This is a genomic window from Cobetia sp. PDI-12MA (genome assembly GCF_059507695.1).
This window is the reverse complement of sequence record NZ_CM183351.1, coordinates 2,232,045-2,252,038: the sequence shown is the minus strand read 5'-3', so window position 1 is coordinate 2,252,038 and position 19,994 is coordinate 2,232,045. Positions and strand designations below refer to the sequence as shown.

19 protein-coding genes are annotated in these 19,994 nt (G+C 61.1%); 10 read left to right on the top strand and 9 right to left on the bottom strand.

The genetic code is table 11. The features are described from left to right. Positions 1–20: 20 nt before the first annotated feature. The 3 genes from AC5WNI_RS09680 to AC5WNI_RS09670 form a co-directional block, all read right to left on the bottom strand. Positions 21–1,373, bottom strand: coding sequence for an MFS transporter (locus tag AC5WNI_RS09680; protein ID WP_153635955.1), 1,353 nt, complete (start codon positions 1,371–1,373; stop codon positions 21–23). Between the two features lie 272 nt (positions 1,374–1,645). Beyond that, on the bottom strand, positions 1,646–2,203 hold the full coding sequence (locus tag AC5WNI_RS09675) for a LabA-like NYN domain-containing protein (protein ID WP_153635954.1): 558 nt from the start codon (positions 2,201–2,203) through the stop codon (positions 1,646–1,648). Positions 2,204–2,408: 205 nt separating this feature from the next. Then, positions 2,409–2,597 (bottom strand): PFL_1563 family small protein, encoded by a 189-nt coding sequence (locus tag AC5WNI_RS09670; RefSeq protein WP_084589604.1) that lies wholly within the window; start codon positions 2,595–2,597, stop codon positions 2,409–2,411. 330 nt (positions 2,598–2,927) lie between these two features. On the opposite strand from AC5WNI_RS09670, the gene AC5WNI_RS09665 reads away from it, so the two are divergent. From AC5WNI_RS09665 to AC5WNI_RS09655, 3 genes are all read left to right on the top strand, one after another. Continuing rightward, positions 2,928–4,013, top strand: a complete 1,086-nt coding sequence (locus AC5WNI_RS09665; RefSeq protein ID WP_153635953.1) for an NAD(P)-dependent alcohol dehydrogenase — start codon at positions 2,928–2,930, stop codon at positions 4,011–4,013. Between the two features lie 148 nt (positions 4,014–4,161). Next, entirely contained in the window at positions 4,162–5,025 is an 864-nt protein-coding gene (locus tag AC5WNI_RS09660) for a PA4780 family RIO1-like protein kinase (protein ID WP_153635952.1), read from the top strand. A 406-nt stretch (positions 5,026–5,431) separates the two neighbouring features. Beyond that, entirely contained in the window at positions 5,432–5,767 is a 336-nt protein-coding gene (locus AC5WNI_RS09655) for a metalloregulator ArsR/SmtB family transcription factor (protein ID WP_277876256.1), read from the top strand. 89 nt (positions 5,768–5,856) lie between these two features. Here AC5WNI_RS09655 and AC5WNI_RS09650 read toward each other — a convergent pair whose 3' ends face one another. The 4 genes from AC5WNI_RS09650 to AC5WNI_RS09635 all read right to left on the bottom strand — a co-directional run bounded on the left by AC5WNI_RS09650 (position 5,857) and on the right by AC5WNI_RS09635 (position 9,448). After that, the gene (locus AC5WNI_RS09650) at positions 5,857–6,357 is read right to left on the bottom strand and encodes a YehS family protein (RefSeq protein ID WP_153635950.1); all 501 of its coding nucleotides are present in this window, start codon (positions 6,355–6,357) and stop codon (positions 5,857–5,859) included. A gap of 107 nt (positions 6,358–6,464) precedes the next feature. Beyond that, complete coding sequence (locus tag AC5WNI_RS09645; RefSeq protein ID WP_153635949.1) at positions 6,465–7,229, bottom strand: YiiX/YebB-like N1pC/P60 family cysteine hydrolase; 765 nt, start codon at positions 7,227–7,229, stop codon at positions 6,465–6,467. An 87-nt stretch (positions 7,230–7,316) separates the two neighbouring features. Next, entirely contained in the window at positions 7,317–8,423 is a 1,107-nt protein-coding gene (locus AC5WNI_RS09640) for an endonuclease/exonuclease/phosphatase family protein (RefSeq protein ID WP_153635948.1), read from the bottom strand. 95 nt (positions 8,424–8,518) lie between these two features. After that, positions 8,519–9,448, bottom strand: coding sequence for a DMT family transporter (locus AC5WNI_RS09635; protein WP_153635947.1), 930 nt, complete (start codon positions 9,446–9,448; stop codon positions 8,519–8,521). 372 nt (positions 9,449–9,820) lie between these two features. Between AC5WNI_RS09635 and AC5WNI_RS09630 the strand changes: the two genes are divergently transcribed. Continuing rightward, complete coding sequence (locus AC5WNI_RS09630) at positions 9,821–10,687, top strand: cation diffusion facilitator family transporter (protein WP_225346721.1); 867 nt, start codon at positions 9,821–9,823, stop codon at positions 10,685–10,687. Positions 10,688–10,917: 230 nt separating this feature from the next. On the opposite strand, the gene AC5WNI_RS09625 is transcribed toward AC5WNI_RS09630, so the two are convergent. Beyond that, complete coding sequence (locus AC5WNI_RS09625) at positions 10,918–12,300, bottom strand: NAD-dependent succinate-semialdehyde dehydrogenase (protein WP_153635945.1); 1,383 nt, start codon at positions 12,298–12,300, stop codon at positions 10,918–10,920. A gap of 345 nt (positions 12,301–12,645) precedes the next feature. Between AC5WNI_RS09625 and AC5WNI_RS09620 the strand changes: the two genes are divergently transcribed. Genes AC5WNI_RS09620 through AC5WNI_RS09610 form a run of 3 tightly spaced genes read left to right on the top strand, consistent with a single transcriptional unit; the run spans position 12,646 to position 13,774 of the window. After that, the gene (locus AC5WNI_RS09620; protein WP_153635944.1) at positions 12,646–13,086 is read left to right on the top strand and encodes an arsenate reductase/protein-tyrosine-phosphatase family protein; all 441 of its coding nucleotides are present in this window, start codon (positions 12,646–12,648) and stop codon (positions 13,084–13,086) included. Between the two features lie 52 nt (positions 13,087–13,138). Continuing rightward, on the top strand, positions 13,139–13,417 hold the full coding sequence (locus AC5WNI_RS09615; protein ID WP_153635943.1) for a hypothetical protein: 279 nt from the start codon (positions 13,139–13,141) through the stop codon (positions 13,415–13,417). Further along, positions 13,418–13,774 (top strand): hypothetical protein, encoded by a 357-nt coding sequence (locus tag AC5WNI_RS09610; RefSeq protein WP_153635942.1) that lies wholly within the window; start codon positions 13,418–13,420, stop codon positions 13,772–13,774. A gap of 231 nt (positions 13,775–14,005) precedes the next feature. On the opposite strand, the gene AC5WNI_RS09605 is transcribed toward AC5WNI_RS09610, so the two are convergent. Beyond that, positions 14,006–17,287 carry a bifunctional diguanylate cyclase/phosphodiesterase gene (locus AC5WNI_RS09605; RefSeq protein WP_172978681.1) on the bottom strand — a complete coding sequence of 1,094 codons (3,282 nt, stop codon included), beginning with the start codon at positions 17,285–17,287 and terminating at the stop codon, positions 14,006–14,008. A 213-nt stretch (positions 17,288–17,500) separates the two neighbouring features. Between AC5WNI_RS09605 and AC5WNI_RS09600 the strand changes: the two genes are divergently transcribed. The 3 genes from AC5WNI_RS09600 (at position 17,501) to AC5WNI_RS09590 (ending at position 19,935) form a co-directional block, all read left to right on the top strand. After that, positions 17,501–18,022, top strand: coding sequence for a CidA/LrgA family protein (locus AC5WNI_RS09600; RefSeq protein ID WP_153635940.1), 522 nt, complete (start codon positions 17,501–17,503; stop codon positions 18,020–18,022). Next, entirely contained in the window at positions 18,019–18,747 is a 729-nt protein-coding gene (locus AC5WNI_RS09595) for an LrgB family protein (RefSeq protein WP_153635939.1), read from the top strand. Before AC5WNI_RS09600 ends, AC5WNI_RS09595 begins: the two co-directional genes overlap by 4 nt. A 312-nt stretch (positions 18,748–19,059) precedes the next feature. Continuing rightward, the gene (locus tag AC5WNI_RS09590; protein WP_153635938.1) at positions 19,060–19,935 is read left to right on the top strand and encodes a hypothetical protein; all 876 of its coding nucleotides are present in this window, start codon (positions 19,060–19,062) and stop codon (positions 19,933–19,935) included. Positions 19,936–19,994: the final 59 nt, after the last annotated feature.

Sequence of the window (19,994 nt, the reverse complement as noted above, 5' to 3'; positions counted from 1 at the left end):
ATTGGTCACGAGACCTCAGTTCATGCGGCCGGTATGACGCTTGACGCTCTCCTGCGCGGAGTCTCCGGGATATCGGTGAGCGAGATGCCACGGGTTTCCGGCAGTCGCAGGCCACCGAGCAGGGCCACGACGGCGATCGCGATCAGGTACCAGGCCGGTGCCAGGTTGTTGCCGCTCAAGTCGATTAACCAGGTGGCGACCAGCGGGGCGGTGCCGCCGAAGATGGTGTAGGCGACATTGTAGCTGAGTGCCGAGGCGGTATAGCGCACGCGGGTCGGGAACTGCTCCGAGAGCAGTGCGGCCGTGACGACACCGCAGAGCACGGCACCGACCGCCATCAATGAAGCGCCCAGCATGGACGCCCACAAGGTGCCACTTGCGGCAAGCGAATAGGCGGGAAATACCGCGATGGCCAGACTGCCACACGCCGTGATGATGGTATTGCGTCGCCCGACAAGGTCCGAATACCGTCCGGCCAATGGGCACAGCAATGCGGCGACGATGAGGCCGCCCAGGCTTGCCAGCAATGCCGTCTGGCGCGTGGCGCCGCCCGCCACCTGCATATAGGTCGCGAAATAGGTGCTGAACATGTAGAACGACAGCGCCGTGGCAGAGATGAAGGCCATCAGACTTACGATGGTGCTGCCGTGGGTGGTCAGTGTTTCCTTGAGCGGGGCGCTGGTGGCGTTGTGTTCCTGCTGAATCAGGCGGAACGCCGGTGAGTCATCCAGCTTGAGGCGCATGTAAAGCCCGATCAGCCCCAGTGGTGCAGCGATCAGGAAGGGAACACGCCAGCCCCATGCCTGCATGGTGGCTTCCGATACCAGGCTGTTGAGGCCTAGACCGAGTGCTGCTGCTGTGGCGAAGGCGCTGAAGGTCGAGACGGGAATGAAGCTTCCGTACCAGCCCCGCTTGTCGTCAGGGGCGTGTTCCATCACGAAGGCGCAGGCACCGGCGTATTCGCCGCCTGCCGAGAAACCCTGAGCGCAGCGAGCCAGCGTCAACAGTAGCGGAGCCAGCATGCCGATGCTCTGATAGGTCGGCAACAGACCGATCAAGGCGGTGGCGCTGGCCATCATGATGATGGTGATGGCCAGGACATTCTTGCGCCCGATGCGATCCCCCAGGGTGCCGAAGAAGATGCCGCCGAGGGGGCGCAAGGCAAAGGACACCGCAAAGACGGCAAAGGTCTGGATCAGTGCCAGAGTCGGGTCGCCCTGCGGGAAGAAGTGCTGCGAGATGATCACGGCCATGAAGCCGTAGATGGCGAAGTCGAACCATTCGATGAAATTGCCGATGGCAGAGGCTGCCAGCACGCGTCTCAGCGTGGCTGGCGAGATGCTGTCGGTCCCGCCTGTCTTGTTGTTGTTCATGTCTTGCTCCGCATGAGAGGAATCGGGAAGAGGTGTGGCTTTAGCAGCGCACAGCTCCCTGCGTCATCCTGCGGCACGCGGTACAGGGCGATCACGCTCAATGCGACATCAGTAATGTCCGATGCGACATGACCGATGGGATATGGCCGACGCCGTCAATATGTTGTGGCACCTTGGCATTCAGCATGTCTGGTGCAGGAATCCCGTCTCAGGCCGTTGCTGACATGACAGAGAACAAGCTGATCAAAAGGGAGATGAACGCCTGGCAAACTTCAGCGCATCAGCAGGCTTTCATCGACTTCGCGGAAGTGATGGGCGCTTTTCATCAGGGCGAGGGCGGTGAGGGCTTCGACGCCATAGACGCGGGTGGTGATGGCGTGGCGGGTGGCGACATGGTCCAGCAGCAGGGCGAAGTCGCCATCGCCGGAGGCGAGGATGATCTCATCGACCTCGGGGGCGGCTTCCATCACGTCGATGGTGATGCCGACATCCCAGTCGCCCTTGGCCGAGCCGTCGCCGCGCTGGATGAAGGGCTTGAGTTTGACCTCAAAGCCTATCTCGCGCAGGCGCTGCTGGAATTGCTGCTGCTTGGGGTCGCCACGGTCGATCGCGTAGGCGTAGGCATGCTGAATCGAGCCGAGGCGCTCGAGCTCTGCCCACAGGCGACGATAATCGAACTGCCGACCGAAGGTGTCGTGGGTGGTGTAGTAGATGTTCTGCACATCAATGAAGACGGCCAGGCGTGTGCGTGCCCCATCCGCGTCGCGAGAGCCATGCACGCTGTGCTGGCGGGAGTCGAGAGAGCTGTCGCGTGAAGAGGATGCTGGCATGGGCGTCGCCGTGGCGGGAGGAGCAAGGGCAGGCAAGAGGTGATTTTCCTCTTCCCAGAAAGAAGCCGGCCGCTACCTGATGATGCAGGGCAGCGGCTGGAGGTCTAGCGATGAACAACGCTCTCACCGGTCAGTGACTCGATGGCAGACGCCAATTGAGTGAGGCGAGCAGCGCGTTCGGGCACCAAGGCTTGATGGGCAAGCCTCAGCTCTTGGCAGCAGGGTTTGACGGCTTGGTCGGCTTGACGCCAATGACCTGGCCGCTGACACCGGATTCAATCACATCCACCTTGCCACCACGGTCCAGGAAGGCCTGCATCTGAGCTTCAAGCGAGGCTGAGGTTTCGACAGCAGCCGGTGCTTTTTTCTTTGCAGCAGTACGAGTATTTGCCATGCGGGACTCCGTTCCAAGACGTGAGGGGTGAAGATGCATGATAACACAGTGGCAACTTTGCTGCTTGATGGCGTCAATTTGGAATCAGAAGCAAGATGTTTTGCGTCGCTTTCCCTTGTGTCTGCAAGCCTCGCGCAGCTTGGTGAGGCGCTGTTGCGATCTGACCAACACAGTGATGCAGAGCAGCCAAGCCATTGAAAAGTCGGGCTGTCGACAAGAAGTCAGTGGGCATGATCGCGATTGCCGCATGGCATGCGAATCCTTCTACGGGCGCTGAATCATCTTTGATGGTCAGGCTGCCCGTCGCTCAGCCAATCAAGGAGAGACTCCATGACAAGCCCTTCCAATGGTGATTTTAACGGCCAGACACGCGCTTATGCCGTGGCGTCAGAAACGGCAGACCTGGCGCCTTGGAACTTCGAGCGTCGCCAGCCGCGCCCGGATGACGTAGCCATCGAGATTCTCTACTGCGGAGTCTGTCACTCGGATCTGCACGTCGGGCGAAATGACTGGGGCTTTTCTCAGTATCCGCTGGTGCCCGGGCACGAGATCGTGGGCCGGGTGACCCAAGTGGGCGATGACGTTAGTCAGTACAAAGTGGGCGACATGGTCGGCGTCGGTTGCATGGTGGATTCCTGTCGTGAGTGCAGTGCCTGTCAGAAGGGGCTTGAGCAGTACTGCCTCGACGGTATGACCATGACCTATGGCAGTCCGGACCGTCACGATGGCAGTCTCACCCAAGGCGGCTATTCTGATAAGATCGTTGTCAGCGAGCGCTTCGTGGTCTCCATCCCGGACAAACTCGACCCGGCTGTGGCCGCGCCGCTGCTGTGCGCGGGTGTCACGACCTATTCGCCGCTGCGTCACTATGGCGTGAAGTCCGGCGACAAGGTCGGGGTGATCGGCATGGGCGGCCTGGGCCACATGGGCATCAAGTTCGCCAAGGCGATGGGTTGTGAAGTGACGCTCTTCACCCGCAGCGAGAGCAAGGTCGAGGAAGCGCGCGAGAATGGTGTCGATCATGTGATCGTCTCGACGGATGACGAGCAGATGGCAGCTGCCACCGAAACCTTCGACTTCCTGCTCGACACGGTGCCGGTGCCGCATGATCTCAACCCTTACCTTAATACCCTGAAGTACGACGGCACGCATATCCTCGTCGGCCTGGTGCAGGAAGTGGATCCCGCGCTGCAGGGCGGCAACCTGGTCATGAAGCGCCGTGTACTGGCGGGCTCGTTGATCGGTGGCATGCCGGAGACCCAGGAAGTGCTCGACTACTGCGCCGAGCACGACATTGGCTGCGATATCGAGATGATCGACATCGACACCATCAATGATGCCTGGAAGCGCATGCAGGAAGGCAAGGTCAAGTATCGTTTCGTGATTGACATGCAGAGCCTCAAGAACGCCCAATAAGCGCTGGCGCTGCTGCCGCCGAGGCAGTCTGTCAGTGAATGCTGAAACCCCCGCCAATGACGCATTGGCGGGGGTTTTGTCGTAAGGTATGTCACAAAATTGCTGCAGGGTGATTCCCGATGTATCGCAAAACGCGTATAAGAACGCGATGAAAACGCCAAAGAGAATCCAGTCGCTCATAGATGACGGTCTGGTCGATGAAGTACTCCGCCCCTTGATGAGTGGCAAGGAAGCCTCGGTTTATGTCGTGCGCTGCGGAGAAGAGATTCGCTGTGCCAAGGTCTACAAGGATGCTGCCCAGCGCAGCTTCAAGCAGGCTGTGCTGTATCAGGAAGGCCGCAAGGTGCGTAACAGTCGCCGTCAAAGGGCGATGGAGAAGGGCTCTGGCTTCGGACGCAACCAGCAGGAGGCTGCCTGGCAGAATGCCGAGGTTGATGCGCTGTATCGTCTGGCCGATGCCGGTGTGCGCGTGCCGCAGCCGTTCGGCTGCTTCGATGGCGTGCTGCTGATGGAGCTGGTCACCGATGACGACGGCAATGTGGCACCGCGCCTGAATGATGTCTCAATGTCCGCCGAGCAAGCGCGGGAAGACCATGCGCTGATGATGCAGTACATCGTGCGCATGCTGCATGCCGGCTTGGTGCATGGTGATCTGTCCGAGTTCAATGTGCTGGTCGATGACTATGGCCCGGTGATCATTGATCTGCCCCAGGCGGTCGATGCTGCGGCCAATAATAATGCCAGGAGTATGTTGGCGCGTGATGTCGCCAATATCACCGCCTACTACGCGATGTTCGCGCCTGAACTGGCACAGACACGCTACGCCGACGAGATCTGGGCATTGTTCGAGGCCGGCGACATGGACCCGGATGTCGAGCTGACAGGCCTTCATGAGGACGACGCCGAAGCGCCGGACGTGGATGCGCTGCTCGAGAACATCATGGCGGCCATGGAAGAAGAGCAGGAGCGCAAGGCGCGCCAGAAGAGCGCCGAAGAGGGCGATGATGACTAGCGAGAGTTGCTAGCCGCTAGCTGCTGACCGGATCTCGGGTTGTTGCAGGCAGCTCTTGGAAAGAGCTCTCGAGTGGCGAGCAAATGGTGCCTCGCAACAGCATGTGCTGCTGGACCCTCTTGCACGCGCGGGAGGGGGGCGATGATTCAGGCTTGGCAAGCGATTCGATCGCTACCGGTCGCAACCCTTCGATACCGCCATCGCGAGGTGTCAAAAGGCGACGCAGCAATGCCGCCAGTGGGATGACCAGACCGATGAGCTGGCTTGCAGGGATATCGAAGGCCCGTGCAATGAGGCTACTGCCGTGTCCTGTGGGCGCGCCTTGAACGAAATTCGCACTCGCTTGCAGCTGTGGTTGGCGGCACGCTCACATCATTTAATCAGGTGGAATTCTGCATTGTCTCTTCTGACCCCCACACGTCTTTTCAAATGCCTCAGCGACGATACACGCCTTGTGCTGATGTTGCTTGTCCATGCAGAAGGCGAGCTTTGCGTATGCGAGATGACCTACGTGTTGCAGGAGTCGCAGCCCAAGGTGTCACGCCATCTGGCCCAGTTGCGCAATTGCGGTCTGCTGCTGGATCGCCGTCAGGGGCAATGGGTCTATTATCGTCTGATGCCTGACCTTCCGTCTTGGGTATTGCCGGTGCTGGTCGCGGCTGCGGAAGGGAGCAAGCACCGCATGGCGCCGTTGCTGGCGCGCCTGGCCACCATGGATGGGCGTCCCAACCGCGAATGCTGAGCTGCCGCTGGTGCCTCCATTGCCGTCATACAACAACGCCGCCCCGGAATCCGGGGCGGCGTTGTTGTTGAGAGCATATCAATGCCTGATCAGGCCGGATCGACGGCGTGCTGCTCGGTCTCGGGGTCATGGCGACGATGGTGCAGTTCGATGCCCTTGAGCAGATTGCGCAGGATCTGGTCCTTGCACTCGCGGTAGTGGCGATGGTCGGGCTTGCGGAAGAAGGCAGACAGCTCGGACTTGGTGATCAGCTCGAAACCGGCCAGTGCCAGCAGCTCTAGCATGTCGTCATCCTTGAGCTCGAAGGCAATCTTGAGCTTGCGCAGAATCACGTTGTTGTCGAGACGCTTTTCAGGCGCCGGCTGGGCGCCTTCGCGCTTGCCACGACGCACGTTGATCAGGCCATTGAGGAACCTGGCCAGGTCGATGTCCTTGATGCGCTGCTGAGCCTCATCATCATCGCGCTTGAGCCAATCGCTGATCTGGGCGCGTGAGACCTCGTGGTCCGCGGCAGCGAAGGTGTTGATCATGTCGGTGTCGGAGAGATTCAGCGCGTAGCGCAGGCGACGGATGATGTCGTTATTGGTCACGGGCGTGGTTCCGGTCGTGAAGAGTGTCAGAGGGCAGCAGGCGGCACAGGAGAGCTGATGCACAGGTGCCGGCCAGCAAGGCCGCGGATGGCGCGCAGCATACCAGATCAGGCGGGCGGTTCGCTCCACTGCAGGCGATGGGGATCGAATCCGGCGCATAGGGTCGGCTTGATGATGTCGAAGTAGGGCGAGATATCGAAGTCGCAGGGCGCAAACAGGCTGTGATGGCGGATATGCAGTAACTCCTCATAGCAGTGCAGGCATGCCGGGTCGCTGGAGGGCAGGACGTCACTGTCTGGCAGGATGGGGTAGCGCACGGCCTGGAAGGCCTCGGCGATCAGCGATGAGCAGATCGCGCGGGTCGGGTCGCCGCTGCCCAGTGCCAGCATGCGGCGCCGATAGCGGCTTGGCACCGGCGGCGTACGAATCAGATAGCGAGCCAGATCGACGATGTTGCGCAGGTCATATTGATGGCCCAGGCGCGCCTCGGCGTGGGCGATCAATGCGCTGATCTCCTCCTCCGTGAGTCCGACTGGGCGGCAGATACGCGTGTGCTGATGCCAGTAATGGTTGAGGGGTACGCGGCGCACCCCAGCGGTAACGTCCGCTTCCAGCAGGCAGTCGCCCCTGACCGGGTGACCTCTGCTGTCCAGTGGCGTGCGCACGCAGAGCGCAGCGTGAGACCAGGTCGACTGGGTGAGGTAGCGAATGGCGGTGCTGATACGCGAGGAGCCCTCGACCAGCAGGACATCGCCGCGCCGCAGGGTGGCAGCCAGCTTTTCCGGTGATGACGTGGAGCGATGCGCCGGCAGCTTGCCCGGCGCCGTAAGATGACGCGCCAGCCGCGTGCCCAGCCAGTCCAGTCCTCGCATGCCTGCCTCCCGTATGGCTCAACCCTCATCAGCCAGTCTGAGACCTTTTGGAGAATTCAGCCAAATGCCACCTCAGGCATGTCGTGCTCAGTGCCCCGGCTTCGGCACGTCCTGCTGGCTGACATTCTCATCGTTGGCGGTCTCGCTGGCCTCGGCCTGGTCGTCGGCGTCCGGCTCCGGGGCATCGAGCGTCTCGCCGGTGTCCTGGGCAGGTGTCAGTGCCAGTTCGGTGAGCAGCGGGAAGTGATCGGAGCCGAAGGCTTCCATGCGCGCCACGCGCACCACACTGAAGTGCTCGCTATGGAAGAGGTGATCCAGCGGCCAGCGCAGCAGGGGAATGTTGGCGTGGAAGGTATTGAACATGCCACGGCCGACGCGGGGGTCCAGTAGGCCGGACAGCTTGCGGAACAGGCGCGTGGTGCGAGACCAGGCCACGTCGTTGAGGTCACCGGTCACGATCACCGGCTGCTGGCTGTCGGCGACGCTGCGCGCCACGATGATCAGTTCGGCATCCCGCTCGGATGACTCGTCATTCTCGGTCGGGCTGGGCGGCGCCGGATGCAGGAAGTGCACTCGCACGCGGTCACCGCTGGCCAGTTCCAGTTGCGCATGCATCGACGGCACATCCTCTTCGACCAGGAAGTCGATGCTGGCGTCATGCAGTGGCAGGCGCGAATAGACATGCATGCCGTAGAGGTTGTCCAGCGGGCATTTGAGGGTATGCGTATAGCCGTATTGCTCGCTATCCGCCTCGAGCACGTCGAGTCGCTGCTGCCACCAGTCATCGGATTCCAGCGTCACCAGCACGTCGGGCTGTTCGCGTTCGATGATGGCCAGCAGCTTGTCACTGTCGTGGTTGCTGGTCAGGACGTTGGCGGTGAGCAGACGGACCTGGCGCTGCCGGTCATGCTGTCTGGTGCGCGCGGACTCGCAGGGAAAGAGGCGGGTATAGGGCACGATCCAGTGTGCCTGATAGACAAGACCGGCCACGGCGATCACGGCCAGTGACACCCTGAGCCCGAAGGCAAGCTCGGACACCGCGAGGTCGGCGATCAACAACATCGCCCACAATGCGGCCAGCTGCAGACGGGGGAAATCCATGATGCGTACCGACCAATGGCGAATACGCGTCAGTGGCAGCAGGGTGAAGGCTGCCATCAGCAGCGTCAGTACGCCGAGTAGCGTGGGGATCATGGTGGCTCCGGTGGCAGAGAATGGGGCGGGAAGTCGAACGCTCAAGCGTCAGACATGGTGGCGACATGCTTGACACTCAAGTCAGGACGCTTTTCTCACGAGGCAGCCCGCCGCTGACGGCACAGGCGTGAGATCCATTGCCAGCGATTGATCAACAGGGCGGTGAAGATGAGGCCGCAGCCGGTCATCTGGATCAGGGTCATGCGCTCACCGAACCAGGCGGCCGACATCAGGGCGGCCCAGACCGCTTCCAGCATCAGGATGACCGAGGCGTGGCTGGGCGTGGTCAGGCCCTGTGCGTAGATCTGCAGGAAGAAACGCAGCGTGCTGGCGATCAGGGTACTGGCCAGGAACCAGCTCAGGATGTCGAGACTGATGCCGGCGGGCCAGCTCTCGCTGAGCGCCGAGAGTATCAGGCAGGTGACGCCGGTGGTCATCAGCTGGATGGCCGTCAGCGGCAGAGCCGGGATATTGCGCACCAGGCGTGAATTGAAGTTGAACACCAGTGCGAACAGGCAGGCGGCGCCGAAGATGAGCCACTGGGCGGGCTCGATGGTGAAGCCATCGGTCGCGCCGGGCTGGCCCATGCCGAGCAGGGCGAAACCGAGCAGGGCGGTGGGCAGTGCGATCCAGGTGCTCATCGGCGGCCTGTCCTTGAACAACAGTCGCGCGAGTACCGGCACCATCAGGATGCCGAAGCTGTTGATGAAGGCGATCACGCCCAGTTGATCAGATAGTGCGACCCCTAGCGACCAGCAGGCCATGGCACCCCCGAACAGGACACCGACGCCGCTTGCGCGCAGCTTGCGCGCGGTGGACAGTTGGCCCAGTGAGCGCGCATCGAAGATGGCCAGAATGAGCCCCGCAAGCAGGAAGCGACTGCCGATGAACAGCAGAGGGGGCATGCCGGCCATCGCCTCCTTGGAGAAGATCCAGCCTGCGGCGGCGATGATGGTGACCAGCAGGAGCAGCAGATCGGCCTTGAAAGGCGAGCGGGAGGGGGTCGTCTCGGAGGAGAGGCTCATGGGGAGGGCGGGAATCCTTTATTCGTTGCTTCGCAAGTGATAACTATCCTATCAAGCTGGTGAAGTGGCTGCTGGCCTTTATCGGAACGCGAAAATCCGCCAATGCGTCTTGAAAGCCGCGCGACTTTCGACGTTACGCTGCGCATCATGCAGACACGTTTCTTTTTTCATTAGATGGCCGGAGGTTGAATGGCATCGACACCACAAGATGAGGTTCGCGATCCCTCGCATGAGTCTTCCGGGCAGCACGCACACGATCATTCTCATGGCTCCGACCCTTCAGGCAGGCACTCACATGAGCATTCACACGGGCATTCGCACAGCCACTCACATGATCATTCACACGGGCACCAGCATGATCATGCGCCTGAGGTGACCGCCGACAGCGAGCGACGCGTCAAGCTGGCCATGTATCTGACGGGCGGCTTCATGCTGGCGGAGGTGGTCGGCGGGCTGGTCGCGGGCTCACTGGCCCTCTTGGCGGATGCCGGGCACATGCTCAGTGATACCGTGTCGCTGGCATTGGCCTGGGGCGCGTTTCGCCTCGGGCATCGGGCGGCGACCCGCAAGCTGACCTTCGGCTATGCACGCTTTCAGGTGCTGGCCGCGTTCGTCAATGGCCTGACCCTGCTGGTGATCGGGGCGGCGATCGTGGTGGCCGCCATCAAGCGGCTCTGGCTGCCCTCCGAAGTACTGGCGGGGCCGATGCTGGCGATCGCCGTGCTCGGACTTGTCGTCAATATCGCGGCATTTCGTATCCTGCATCAAGGCGATCAGGACAACCTCAATCTACGCGGCGCGGTACTGCACGTGATGGGGGACCTGCTCGGCTCGGTGGCGGCCATCGTCGCCTCGCTGATCATCATGACCACCGGCTGGAATCAGGCTGACCCGCTGTTGTCAGTGCTCGCGGCGGTGCTGATATTGCGCGGTGCCTGGTCGTTGGTGAAGCGTTCGGCGCACACCTTGCTGGAAGGCACGCCGGAGCAGCTCGATCACGCCGATATCCAGGCAGGCGTTCTGGCGCTTGAGGGCGTGGAGAGCGTACATGACCTGCATCTCTGGGGGCTGACGCCTCAGTCGCCGATTGCCAGCCTGCATGTCGTCGTGGCCGCCACCAGCGTACCCGGCGATGTGCTGGAGCGCGTCCAGGCCTATCTGCGCGACGGCCATGACATCTCGCATGTCACAGTTCAGCTGGAAGGCGAGGCATGCCTGCAGGGCTGCGTGACGCGCTGATGTGATGTGTGCGATCAGCGCGCTGGTTGAGGGAGGGGGATCTCGCAAGGCAAAGCATGCGAATCCCTGACGCAAAACGCCCCGCTGAGAAGCGGGGCGTTGTTCGTTGCCGCGAATGGTCTGGAGTGAATCATCCGCTGCAGTCTCTTCAGTTGTTCAGTCTCTTCATCTGTTCAGCGTCGCTGGCGTCACGTTACGCCTTGACGTGCAACGTCCCAGTGCTCAACGGCTCAGTGCTCAGCGACATAGACGGTGCGGATATTCATGAAGGCACCGAAGCCATATTCGCTCTGCTCACGACCATAGCCACTGCCTTTGACGCCACCGAAGGGCAGCTGGGCGAAGGGCGTGGTCGGGCGATTGACGAAGCTCATGCCGGCCTGCAGCTGACGAGAGACGCGTTCACCCCGTTCGTCGTCTTTGGCCACCACGGTGCTGCCCAGGCCATAGGGGCAGTCGTTGGCAAGCTCGATGGCATGCGCTTCGTTGTCCGCAACCACCACTGAAGCGACCGGACCGAACAGTTCTTCATTGAAGGCCGGATTGCCTTGGGTGACATTGGTCAGCACGGTCGGCGGATACCAAGCACCGTCGCGATCCGGAATCTCACCACCGCACTCAAGCTTGGCGCCTGCCTTGATGGCGCGCTGGACCTGGTCATGCAGGTCATCGCGCAGGTCCTTGCGAGACATCGGGCCGATATCGACCCCTTCGCTCATCGGGTCGTCCATGCGCATGTCCTTGACCTTCTCGATTAGACGCTTGGAGAAGTCCTCGGCGAGGGACTTGTCGACGATCAGGCGCTTGGACGCGGCGCAGCTCTGGCCTGTGTTGTCGAAACGCCCGGCGATGGCGAGATCCACCGCACGCTCGATGTCGGCATCATCCAGCACGATCAGCGGATCGATACCGCCCAGCTCCAGCACGCTTGGCTTGAGCGCCGCGCCTGTCTGCTCGGCGACCTTGCGACCTGCCTCTTCACTGCCGGTCAGGGTGACGCCCTGCACGACAGGGTCATTGATGATGTCTTCGATCATCTCCGAACCCACCGGCAACCAGGTGAAGATACCCTCTTCAAAGTCGGCCTTGTGGAACAGCTGGGTGATCAGATCGGCGCAGCCCGGGACATTGGAGGCGTGCTTCATCAGGCAGACATTGCCGCCCGCCAGGGCCGGAGCCGCGAAACGGATTACCTGATAGAGCGGATAGTTCCACGGCATCACGCCGAGGACGGCGCCGATGGGGTCCTTGACGATCTTGGCACGCACGGCACCATCGACATCACGCTGCTCGGTTTCCATCAGCTTGGGCAGATTGTCGGCATAGAAGCGCGCGATGCTGGAGGAAATCTGCGTCTCGCTGATGCCCTGATCATAGGGCTTGCCCATCTCATGGGCGATCTGCGTGGCGATTTCCTTCTGATGCTCATCGATCAGGTCCGCCAGAACGGTGAGGCGCTGCGCACGATCCTGCACGGTGGTCTGGCTGAAGCTCGAGTACGCCTTACGCGTCTGCTCCAGTTTCTGCTGAACCTCTTCCTTGCTCAGCGTGGCGTATTCCTTGAGAACCTTGTCATTGGCCGGGTTGGATGCGGTCAGTGTCTTGTTGCTCATCTTGCCTCCCTAGTGGGTGCTGGTTCAGCAAGTGACTGAATGGGGATCGCGAGGGATCGAGATCGGCCCTTGAGGCAGTCACTCCATTGGCTACACATCAGGACTTGGCGATATTGCCTGAGGTCTTCAAGGGGCAGGGGCTATTGCGTCGGGTCACCTCAGTGTTGCCATATGAGCACGCTGCTGGCCCTTGAAACGCCACAGGTTGCGTCAATCGCGCCTCGCAAGCCTGCCGCGCTGGCTGCCAGCATGCGACAATGAACATTTGGTGCCGGGCGCGGGAAAGCGTCTCCAGTGCCGGGCCATCGACATGAGTGCAAGCGTCACAAGGAAGAGGAAGTCAGCGTGTTCAACAATATTCTGGTGGTGTGTACCGGCAATATCTGTCGCAGTCCGGTCGGCGAGTCACTGTTGAAACAGGCGTTGCCTGGCAAGATAGTGCACTCGGCGGGCGTGGGCGCATTGGTCGATCACCCGGTCGAGCCCACGGCAGCACGCTTCGCCGTCGAGTCGGGGCTCAAGGTAGGTGAGCATCGTGCGCGCCAGGTGTCGGTCGAGATGCTGACGGCTGCAGACCTGATTCTGGTCATGAGCGATGGCCATCGTCGCGCCATCAACCAGATGGCGCCGCAGGTCAGTGGCAAGACGATGCTGTTCGGTCGCTGGCTGGCTGGCGGCCAGGGAGAAGAGATCCCTGATCCCTATCGTAAGAGCGAAGAGGCCTTCCGCCATGCGCACCAGAAGCTGGTGGAAGCGGCTGCGCTATGGGTCAAGAAACTGATGTAATCAATATTCTGTTTTTAAAAATATTTTATGGATTTTCCCCGCCGAGCATCGCGTGGAGCAGCTGGGCTGGTGTCGCTCCGCCAGTGGTCTGGATCGCAGGCTGCTGCAGGATAGCCCAGTGGTGCAGGCCGATCTTGACGTGCAGCGCCAACGGGTCAGCGCGCTGCAAGCCGAGCAGGCGACCGGTCAGCCGGAGGCGGCATTCGCCGGCAAGGTGAACTCACTCAATCCTGCCTTGAGAGAAGGGGGCTGGGTCGGTGAGGGGGAGTGGGTGATGACGTTGTGCAATCCCTGGCAGCTAACCCTGACGACCTGGGTGGAAGAGGAATAGGTGCTGCGTGTCGATGAAGGTGCCACTGCCTGGTTCTATCCGCTGGCGCCGGTAGGCAAGCCGCTGGAAATGCGCGTGGTCAGCGTCGAACCTCAGGCAGTGGCAGTGCTTGAGCAGCCGGAAATGGCCGCGCCCTACGGAGGGGAGTTGAAGGTTCGCGAGGGCGAGGAAGGGCAGCTGGAACTGATGCGCAGCCTCTATCGGGTCACGCTTGAGCCAGTGGACTTCTCACAGGCGCTGACACTCTCGATGCCTGACCGGCGCGGCATGGTCAACGTCGAGACTGAGCCGCGCAGCCTGTTGAGCCGAACCTGGCGTGAAGTGGTGGGGGTCTGGCGTCGCGAAATCGGTTTCTGATACCGCTATCTTTTCTACATACTGCATTATGGAATTGAGCGCAGAAGCCCAGCCTTCGAGTGGCGTTTGCCGCTCAGAAGCTGGGCTTCTCTGGTCTGGCTCTGGAGAGCGGACTTGTGGAGGCAGGGCTTTTGAGGACAGGGCTTATGGAGAGCGCTGTTAGAAAGAGGGCTTTGTGTGGTATTGAGGAGATACCGCGCTCTACTCTATGGCGCGCTCCACCTTGAATCGTCAAGACCCTGATTTAGCCGCTTTAGGAGCAATAGGCTGCGCCACTCGAGCGTCATTGACCCGTGAGATCGGGCTGGAGTCCGTGCCGCCGGTATGTCCTTTGCCGTGGCCGTCATCGGTATTGGAGTAGATGGCGATTGTCTCGAGTGGCTCTGGCATGCCCAGCGCATAGCCCTGCACATAGTCGGCACCGATGGTGGCGACGGAGGCGAGCACTTGCGCACTCCCCACGAATTCCGCCACGGTCTTCATGCCCATCTCACGCGCGACCTCGGCAATGGCGCGGGCGATGGAGTAGGAGACGCGGTTGGTGTCCATGTCGCGAATGAAGGCGCCATCGATCTTCAGGAAGTCGACGGGCAGGTTTTTCAGGTAGCCGAAGGACGACACGCCACTCCCGAAGTCATCCAGCGCGAAGGAGCAGCCGAGTGCGCCGAGTGCCTCGAAGAAGGCGCGAGCGTCGCCCAGCCGCGTGATGGCGACGGACTCGGTGATCTCGAAACACAGCTTGTCACCCGGGATGCCGCTGTCGCGGACCATGGTGACCAGCAGGTCACGGAAGCTCGGGCTGCTGATGGAGTGCCCAGAGAGATTGAGAGACACCATGGTCAGTCGCTGGGCATGCGCAGGGTGCGCTGCCAGCCAGCTCAGATATTGGCGAATGACATGTTCATCGATGGCGGCTGACAGGCCATAACGCTCCGCCGCAGGCAGGAAGGCGCCCGGCGCAATGATGGTGCCGTCCCGGCCTTTCAAGCGCACCAGCACTTCGTAGTGTAGTTCGCAGTTCAGCTCGCAGTGCGGGTCGTTGCCAAGCTCTGAGTTGTCAGCTTGTGCAGTGGCGAGAGTGCTGACAATCGGCTGTTGGTAAAGCACCAGGCGCTGTTCTTCGATGGCCGCGGTGATTTCTGTCAGCCAGTGCATTTCCTGCATGCGCCGAGCTACCTCGTCACCAGATTCACTGTGGCGATGAATGCGGTTACGCCCGGCATCTTTGGCTTCATAACAGGCAGCATCGGCGGCACTCAGCAGTTGGTGCGGGTCGTTGTGATTGCTGTCGATGCTCACCAGGCCAATGCTGGTACTGATGGTGAACAGCTTGTCTTCCCACATGAATCGGAAGTTGGTGACGGACTGACGCATCTCTTCGAGCAGTGCCTCGGCGGTGTCCAGCGACATGTTGGGCATCAGCAAACCGAATTCATCCCCTCCCAAGCGCGCGAGACGGTCCGGCTTGCGCAAGCCGGCGGCAATCACGTCGACCAGCTGGATCAATAGCGCATCGCCGGCCGAGTGGCCACAGGTGTCATTGACCACCTTGAACTGGTCCAGATCGATGTAGGCGAGACAATGCAGTGCGCGAGTGGCGCGTGCATCATCGCAGAGTGTCGTCAGTTCACGTTTGAAGGCGCCGCGATTGAGCAATCCCGTCAGGCTGTCGTGGTTGGCCTCGTGGGCCATGCGCTGCGACATGGTGTGATTGAGCGTATTGTCGATCAGCGCCAGCAGCGTATAGCCCTCCTGGTCTGGCGTCGCCTCAACCGCAGAAACACTGATCTCGGCATGCACCGAGTTGCCGGAGGCGTGGATGAAGCGGCATTGCTGGGTAAAGAAGTCCTTGCGCTGCTCGATCAGAGCCTGATGTTGCTGCAGGAAGCTTTCCAGGTCCTCCGGCTCGATCAGTTCGCGAATGACACTCTGGGACAAGGTGGCGGCGGTGTAGCCCAGGATGCTCTCGAGTCGTTGGTTGACGCGCAACAGCTGGCCACTGGTGCTCAGGTGCGCCATGCCGACAGCAGAGTGCTCGAAGGTGGCGCGGTAGCGTCGTTCGTTGGCCCGCAGGCGCTTCTGAGAGGCTTGTTGCTCGAATTCGGTCATGAGCTGTGAGACGTGATCCGCCACGGAGGCAAGAAACGCCCGCTCATCATCTGCCCATTCGCGCGGGGCATTGCTTTCTGTACAGCAGATGACGGCCACCACCTGACCTGCCACACGGATCGGGCTGTCGATGATGGCCTTAACGCTGCAGCGGAAGGTCCCATCAAACAGCAACTCCTGATTGGCCTTGGTCACATCGGACAACGCGAGAGCACGCCCGGCATCCAGGGCTTCGAAATAGACCCGGTTCTGGGTGCGGGTAAGGCGAGTGGGGACTGTGCTATGCGTCGCATCGTGCGGCGGGGGGATCCACGCATCATGGACATGGGCAAGCGACAGGCAGTCGCGGTCTTCATTCATGTACCAGAAGCTGACCTTGCGTATCTGCAGGCCCTTGGCGATTTGCTCACATAGCCACGGCAGCAGGCCATCCAGTTGCGTGCTGTCATCGTGGCGGGTGTTGCCGAGCTCGATCAAGGCCGCCTGTTGGCGTTCATAGCGGCGCAGCTTGTCAGCCTGGGCCTCCTTGGCCAGATGCTGCTGATGGATGTCCAGTAATGAGCCAATGAAGCGGTAGGGCTCGCCGTCTCTGACCTCGAATTGAGCGCGTAGCTCAAACCAGCGATGGTCTCCCTGCTGAGTGCGAATCAGCAGCTCGCAATTGAAAGGCGTTCCGCTCAGTCGCTTGGCGTTGACCAAGGCCTTGAAGTCGTCACGCATGTCGGGTGCGACTCTCTCATGCAATGCTTCGAGCCCGGTGTCGAGTGTTCCGGCTTCATACCCCAATTGGTTTTCCAGGCGGGTAGAGATGGTCAGTCTCTCGTTGCCTGTTTTCCATTCGATGATGCCATCGGAGATGCTGCGCAATATCCAGCTGGCGCGCGACTGACTGTCTGCGAACTCTGCATTGAGGTAGCTTTGATTGACTTGGCGTTTCAGCGCCTCGGTCGCCAGGGTCGCGAGCTTGTCCAACCGGATGAGGACTTCCGGGCTGGGCAACTGTTGACGCGGTGCAGTGTCCGCCAGGCTCATGCAGCCGATTATCTCGCCATTGTCTGCCTTGAGGGGCAAGCCGATGTAATAACGAATGCCGTCGGCAAGGACCGAACTGCAACCGGCGAATTCGGGTTGTCGACGGGCGTCACACGTGATGAGAGGACTGGCTTGCAGTACCGCCACGCCACACAGCGCATTGCTAATAAGGACGGACTCATGCGCGTTGTCATTCAGACTCAACCAGCGCTTGAGCTGCTCGCCGTCACGCAGGTTGATCATCCCCATAGGAGCGCCAGCAAGGTCCGCAGCCAGCTCAAGAATCATCAGGGCCTGATGATCCTCTTCATGCCGCAATGTCTTGATCCAATTGGGAATAACGGAAGTATCAAGCCCGAGAGAGTCTGGCATCGTGTCGCAGCCTTCCCTGTCTGTAACGGTGTAGGAGGGGTCGAAATCGCAGACTACCACAGTAGAGCGTTGCCAAACCGTTGTTGGCGTCTTGAACATTGAGGGCAGTAAGGACGCCAGGGCAGAGAGGGGAGGTCGTCAAGGATGGCTGTGACATAATTGTCAGTATGGCAGCCTGACGGGCTGACACGGTCAAGAGGAGTATGAAAGGAAATGGCGTTGATCAAGGGGTTCTGCATCCTTCTGCTTTGCCAGTTTCTCGGCGAGGTGACGGGGCGTGCGTTGTTGTTGCCGGTGCCAGGGCCAGTACTGGGAATGCTTTTCCTGCTGCTGGGGTTGATGTTGCGAGGGCGGCTGCGCAAACGGTTGTTGCCTGCCCCGGACAGAGAAGGGGAAGGAGTGCTGCGCGTTGACGAGAGTGCGGATCGAGACTTCGGTCAACGTCAGCTGGCCCGTGCGCTACTGCGGGAACGCGTGCCGGCCAGTCTCAGGCTTGCCAGCAATGGCCTGCTCTCGCATCTGTCGCTGCTGTTCGTGCCTGCGGGCGTTGGCGTCATGGTCCATTTCGAGCTCATCGCACGCGATCTCACCGCCATCGCCATCACGCTGGTCGCGTCGATCGCGGTCACCCAGTTCGTCACGGCCTGGCTGTTGCAGCGTCTGATCGATCGAGGCTCTGCTACGCCGAGCGGCCCAGGGGGCAAGTCACCCAACGGTGATGAGGTGTCCTCATGAATCTGGCCCCGCTTGACGCCCTGTGGGTGTACCTGAGCGCTTCTCCGTTATTGCATCTGCTGCTGACGCTGGTGGCCTTTCTGCTGGCGACGGCGATCAATCGTCTGGCACGGGGCGCATCGCTGGCGCACCCGGTACTGGTCTCCATCGCGCTGATCATCGGGTTTCTGTGGCTGACAGACACCGACTATCCCACCTACTTTGAAGGGGCCCAGTTCATCCACTTCCTGCTCGGGCCGGCCACCGTCGCGTTGGCGGTACCGTTGTTTGACCATCTCGATCGGGTCAAGCAGATGCTGTGGCCACTGCTGACGGCCTGTTGCGTCGGCATCGTCACTGCCGTGACCACTACTCTGGGGCTGTCACTGTCGCTGGGAGCACACACCCAGGTGGCCTTGAGCCTGGCGCCCAAATCCGTCACATCACCGATCGCGATGGGGATCGCCGAAAAATTGGGCGGTATCCCCTCGCTGACGGCAGGGCTGGTGCTGCTGACCGGCACCCTCGGCTGTGTGGTAGGCCCCGTTGTCATGCGACTGGCAGGGGCGCGAGACGATACCGTCAAGGGCTTCACCATGGGCTTGTCGGCGCATGGCATCGGTACTGCGTTCTGCTTCTCGTCGGTGAGCACTCTGGCGGGTGCCTTCGCTGGCATGTCGATGGGGCTGACCGGTCTGCTGACCGCCTTCATCGTGCCGCCTATCGTCAGGCTGTTCGGCTTCTGAGCATCAGGGGTATTGGTGGAGAGTCGAGCTGGAGGCGAGCAAGAAGCAGGAAGGCCAGCGTTATCGTGGCATCGTCTTGTGAGAGCTTAAGTTTGCGTTAAGCGCAGCCATTCATGCTGGTGATCACTCCATGGTTAAGCTCAGCGCTTGCGTGTTGGCCATGGGAATCGTCAGCACGTCTTGTGGAAATGTCACCTCGTTGCCACATGTCTGTCAGTGAGCTGATCGATCATGCTCCTATGCAGGTCCACAAGGCGTGTCATCCACTCGCGCCTCTGTGTCTGGCAATGCCTCGACCCAAGGAAAGCCCTCATGTTCATTTCTCTTGCACGCACAGTTCTTGAACGCACTGGTCTTGCCCACACCGCTGCAAAGCTCAAGCCCGCTAGCCTAGCCGGGCATCGTGTCCTGGTCGAGGCGCCGATGGCCTCCAGTTGTCGAGAACTCTGTTGGCAGCTGGCGGCGGCAGGGGCTGCATTGATTCTGGTCGAGCGAGAGGGGGATGACCTTGCCTTGCTGTGCAGGTTGTTGCCCACCCCGAGTGGCCAGCAACACCGCCGCCTGTCACTGACGCACGCAGATGTGAGGGGTGACGCGCTATGCACGCAACTGCACAACATCCCGGCTTCGGAGCGCCCCGATACCTTGCTAAGCCTGCCGGGCGATGGCCGCTGGCATCTGGAGAGTGGCCGCGCCTGGCATGTGCTCGAGCGTGGGGGGTGGCCGGCCGAGGTGCGCGCCAAGGTACTGGAGTGTCTTGAGCTTCATGGCTCGGCGGATAGCCGACGCCCGCTGCTGGAGTTGATCGTGCAGGCAGACGGCGACTTTTTCGTTCCGCTGCCGACAGCGAAGCACTCACGTATCCGCTTGCATACCCCGGCGCTGATCACTGGTGAAGAGGACCCTCTTTTGATGCGCCTGGCGCGTCATCAGGGCAATCATCCTGTCAGTGTGGCGCGTCAGGCGCGCGCGCTGATCTTCCGACTGCGTCTGGCGCGAGCCGGGCACCCGCTCGCGTATGGCTGGTTGATGGCGGGTGAGGCGTTGCGGCGTGTCATCGGAGGACCGCGCCGCATGCTGGAGCGTGGCGCGCTCGGGCTGCGTGAGCAGAGGATGCTGCTGACGGCGCGTCTGGCCAGGTGGCGCCATGCTCGACACCCGGGGCGTCGTGCACGCAGCGGTGTGTGATGGCTGGCTGATCCATCGACACAGGCGATGTGCTATCCCGAGGTTTGCTTCCAACGTCC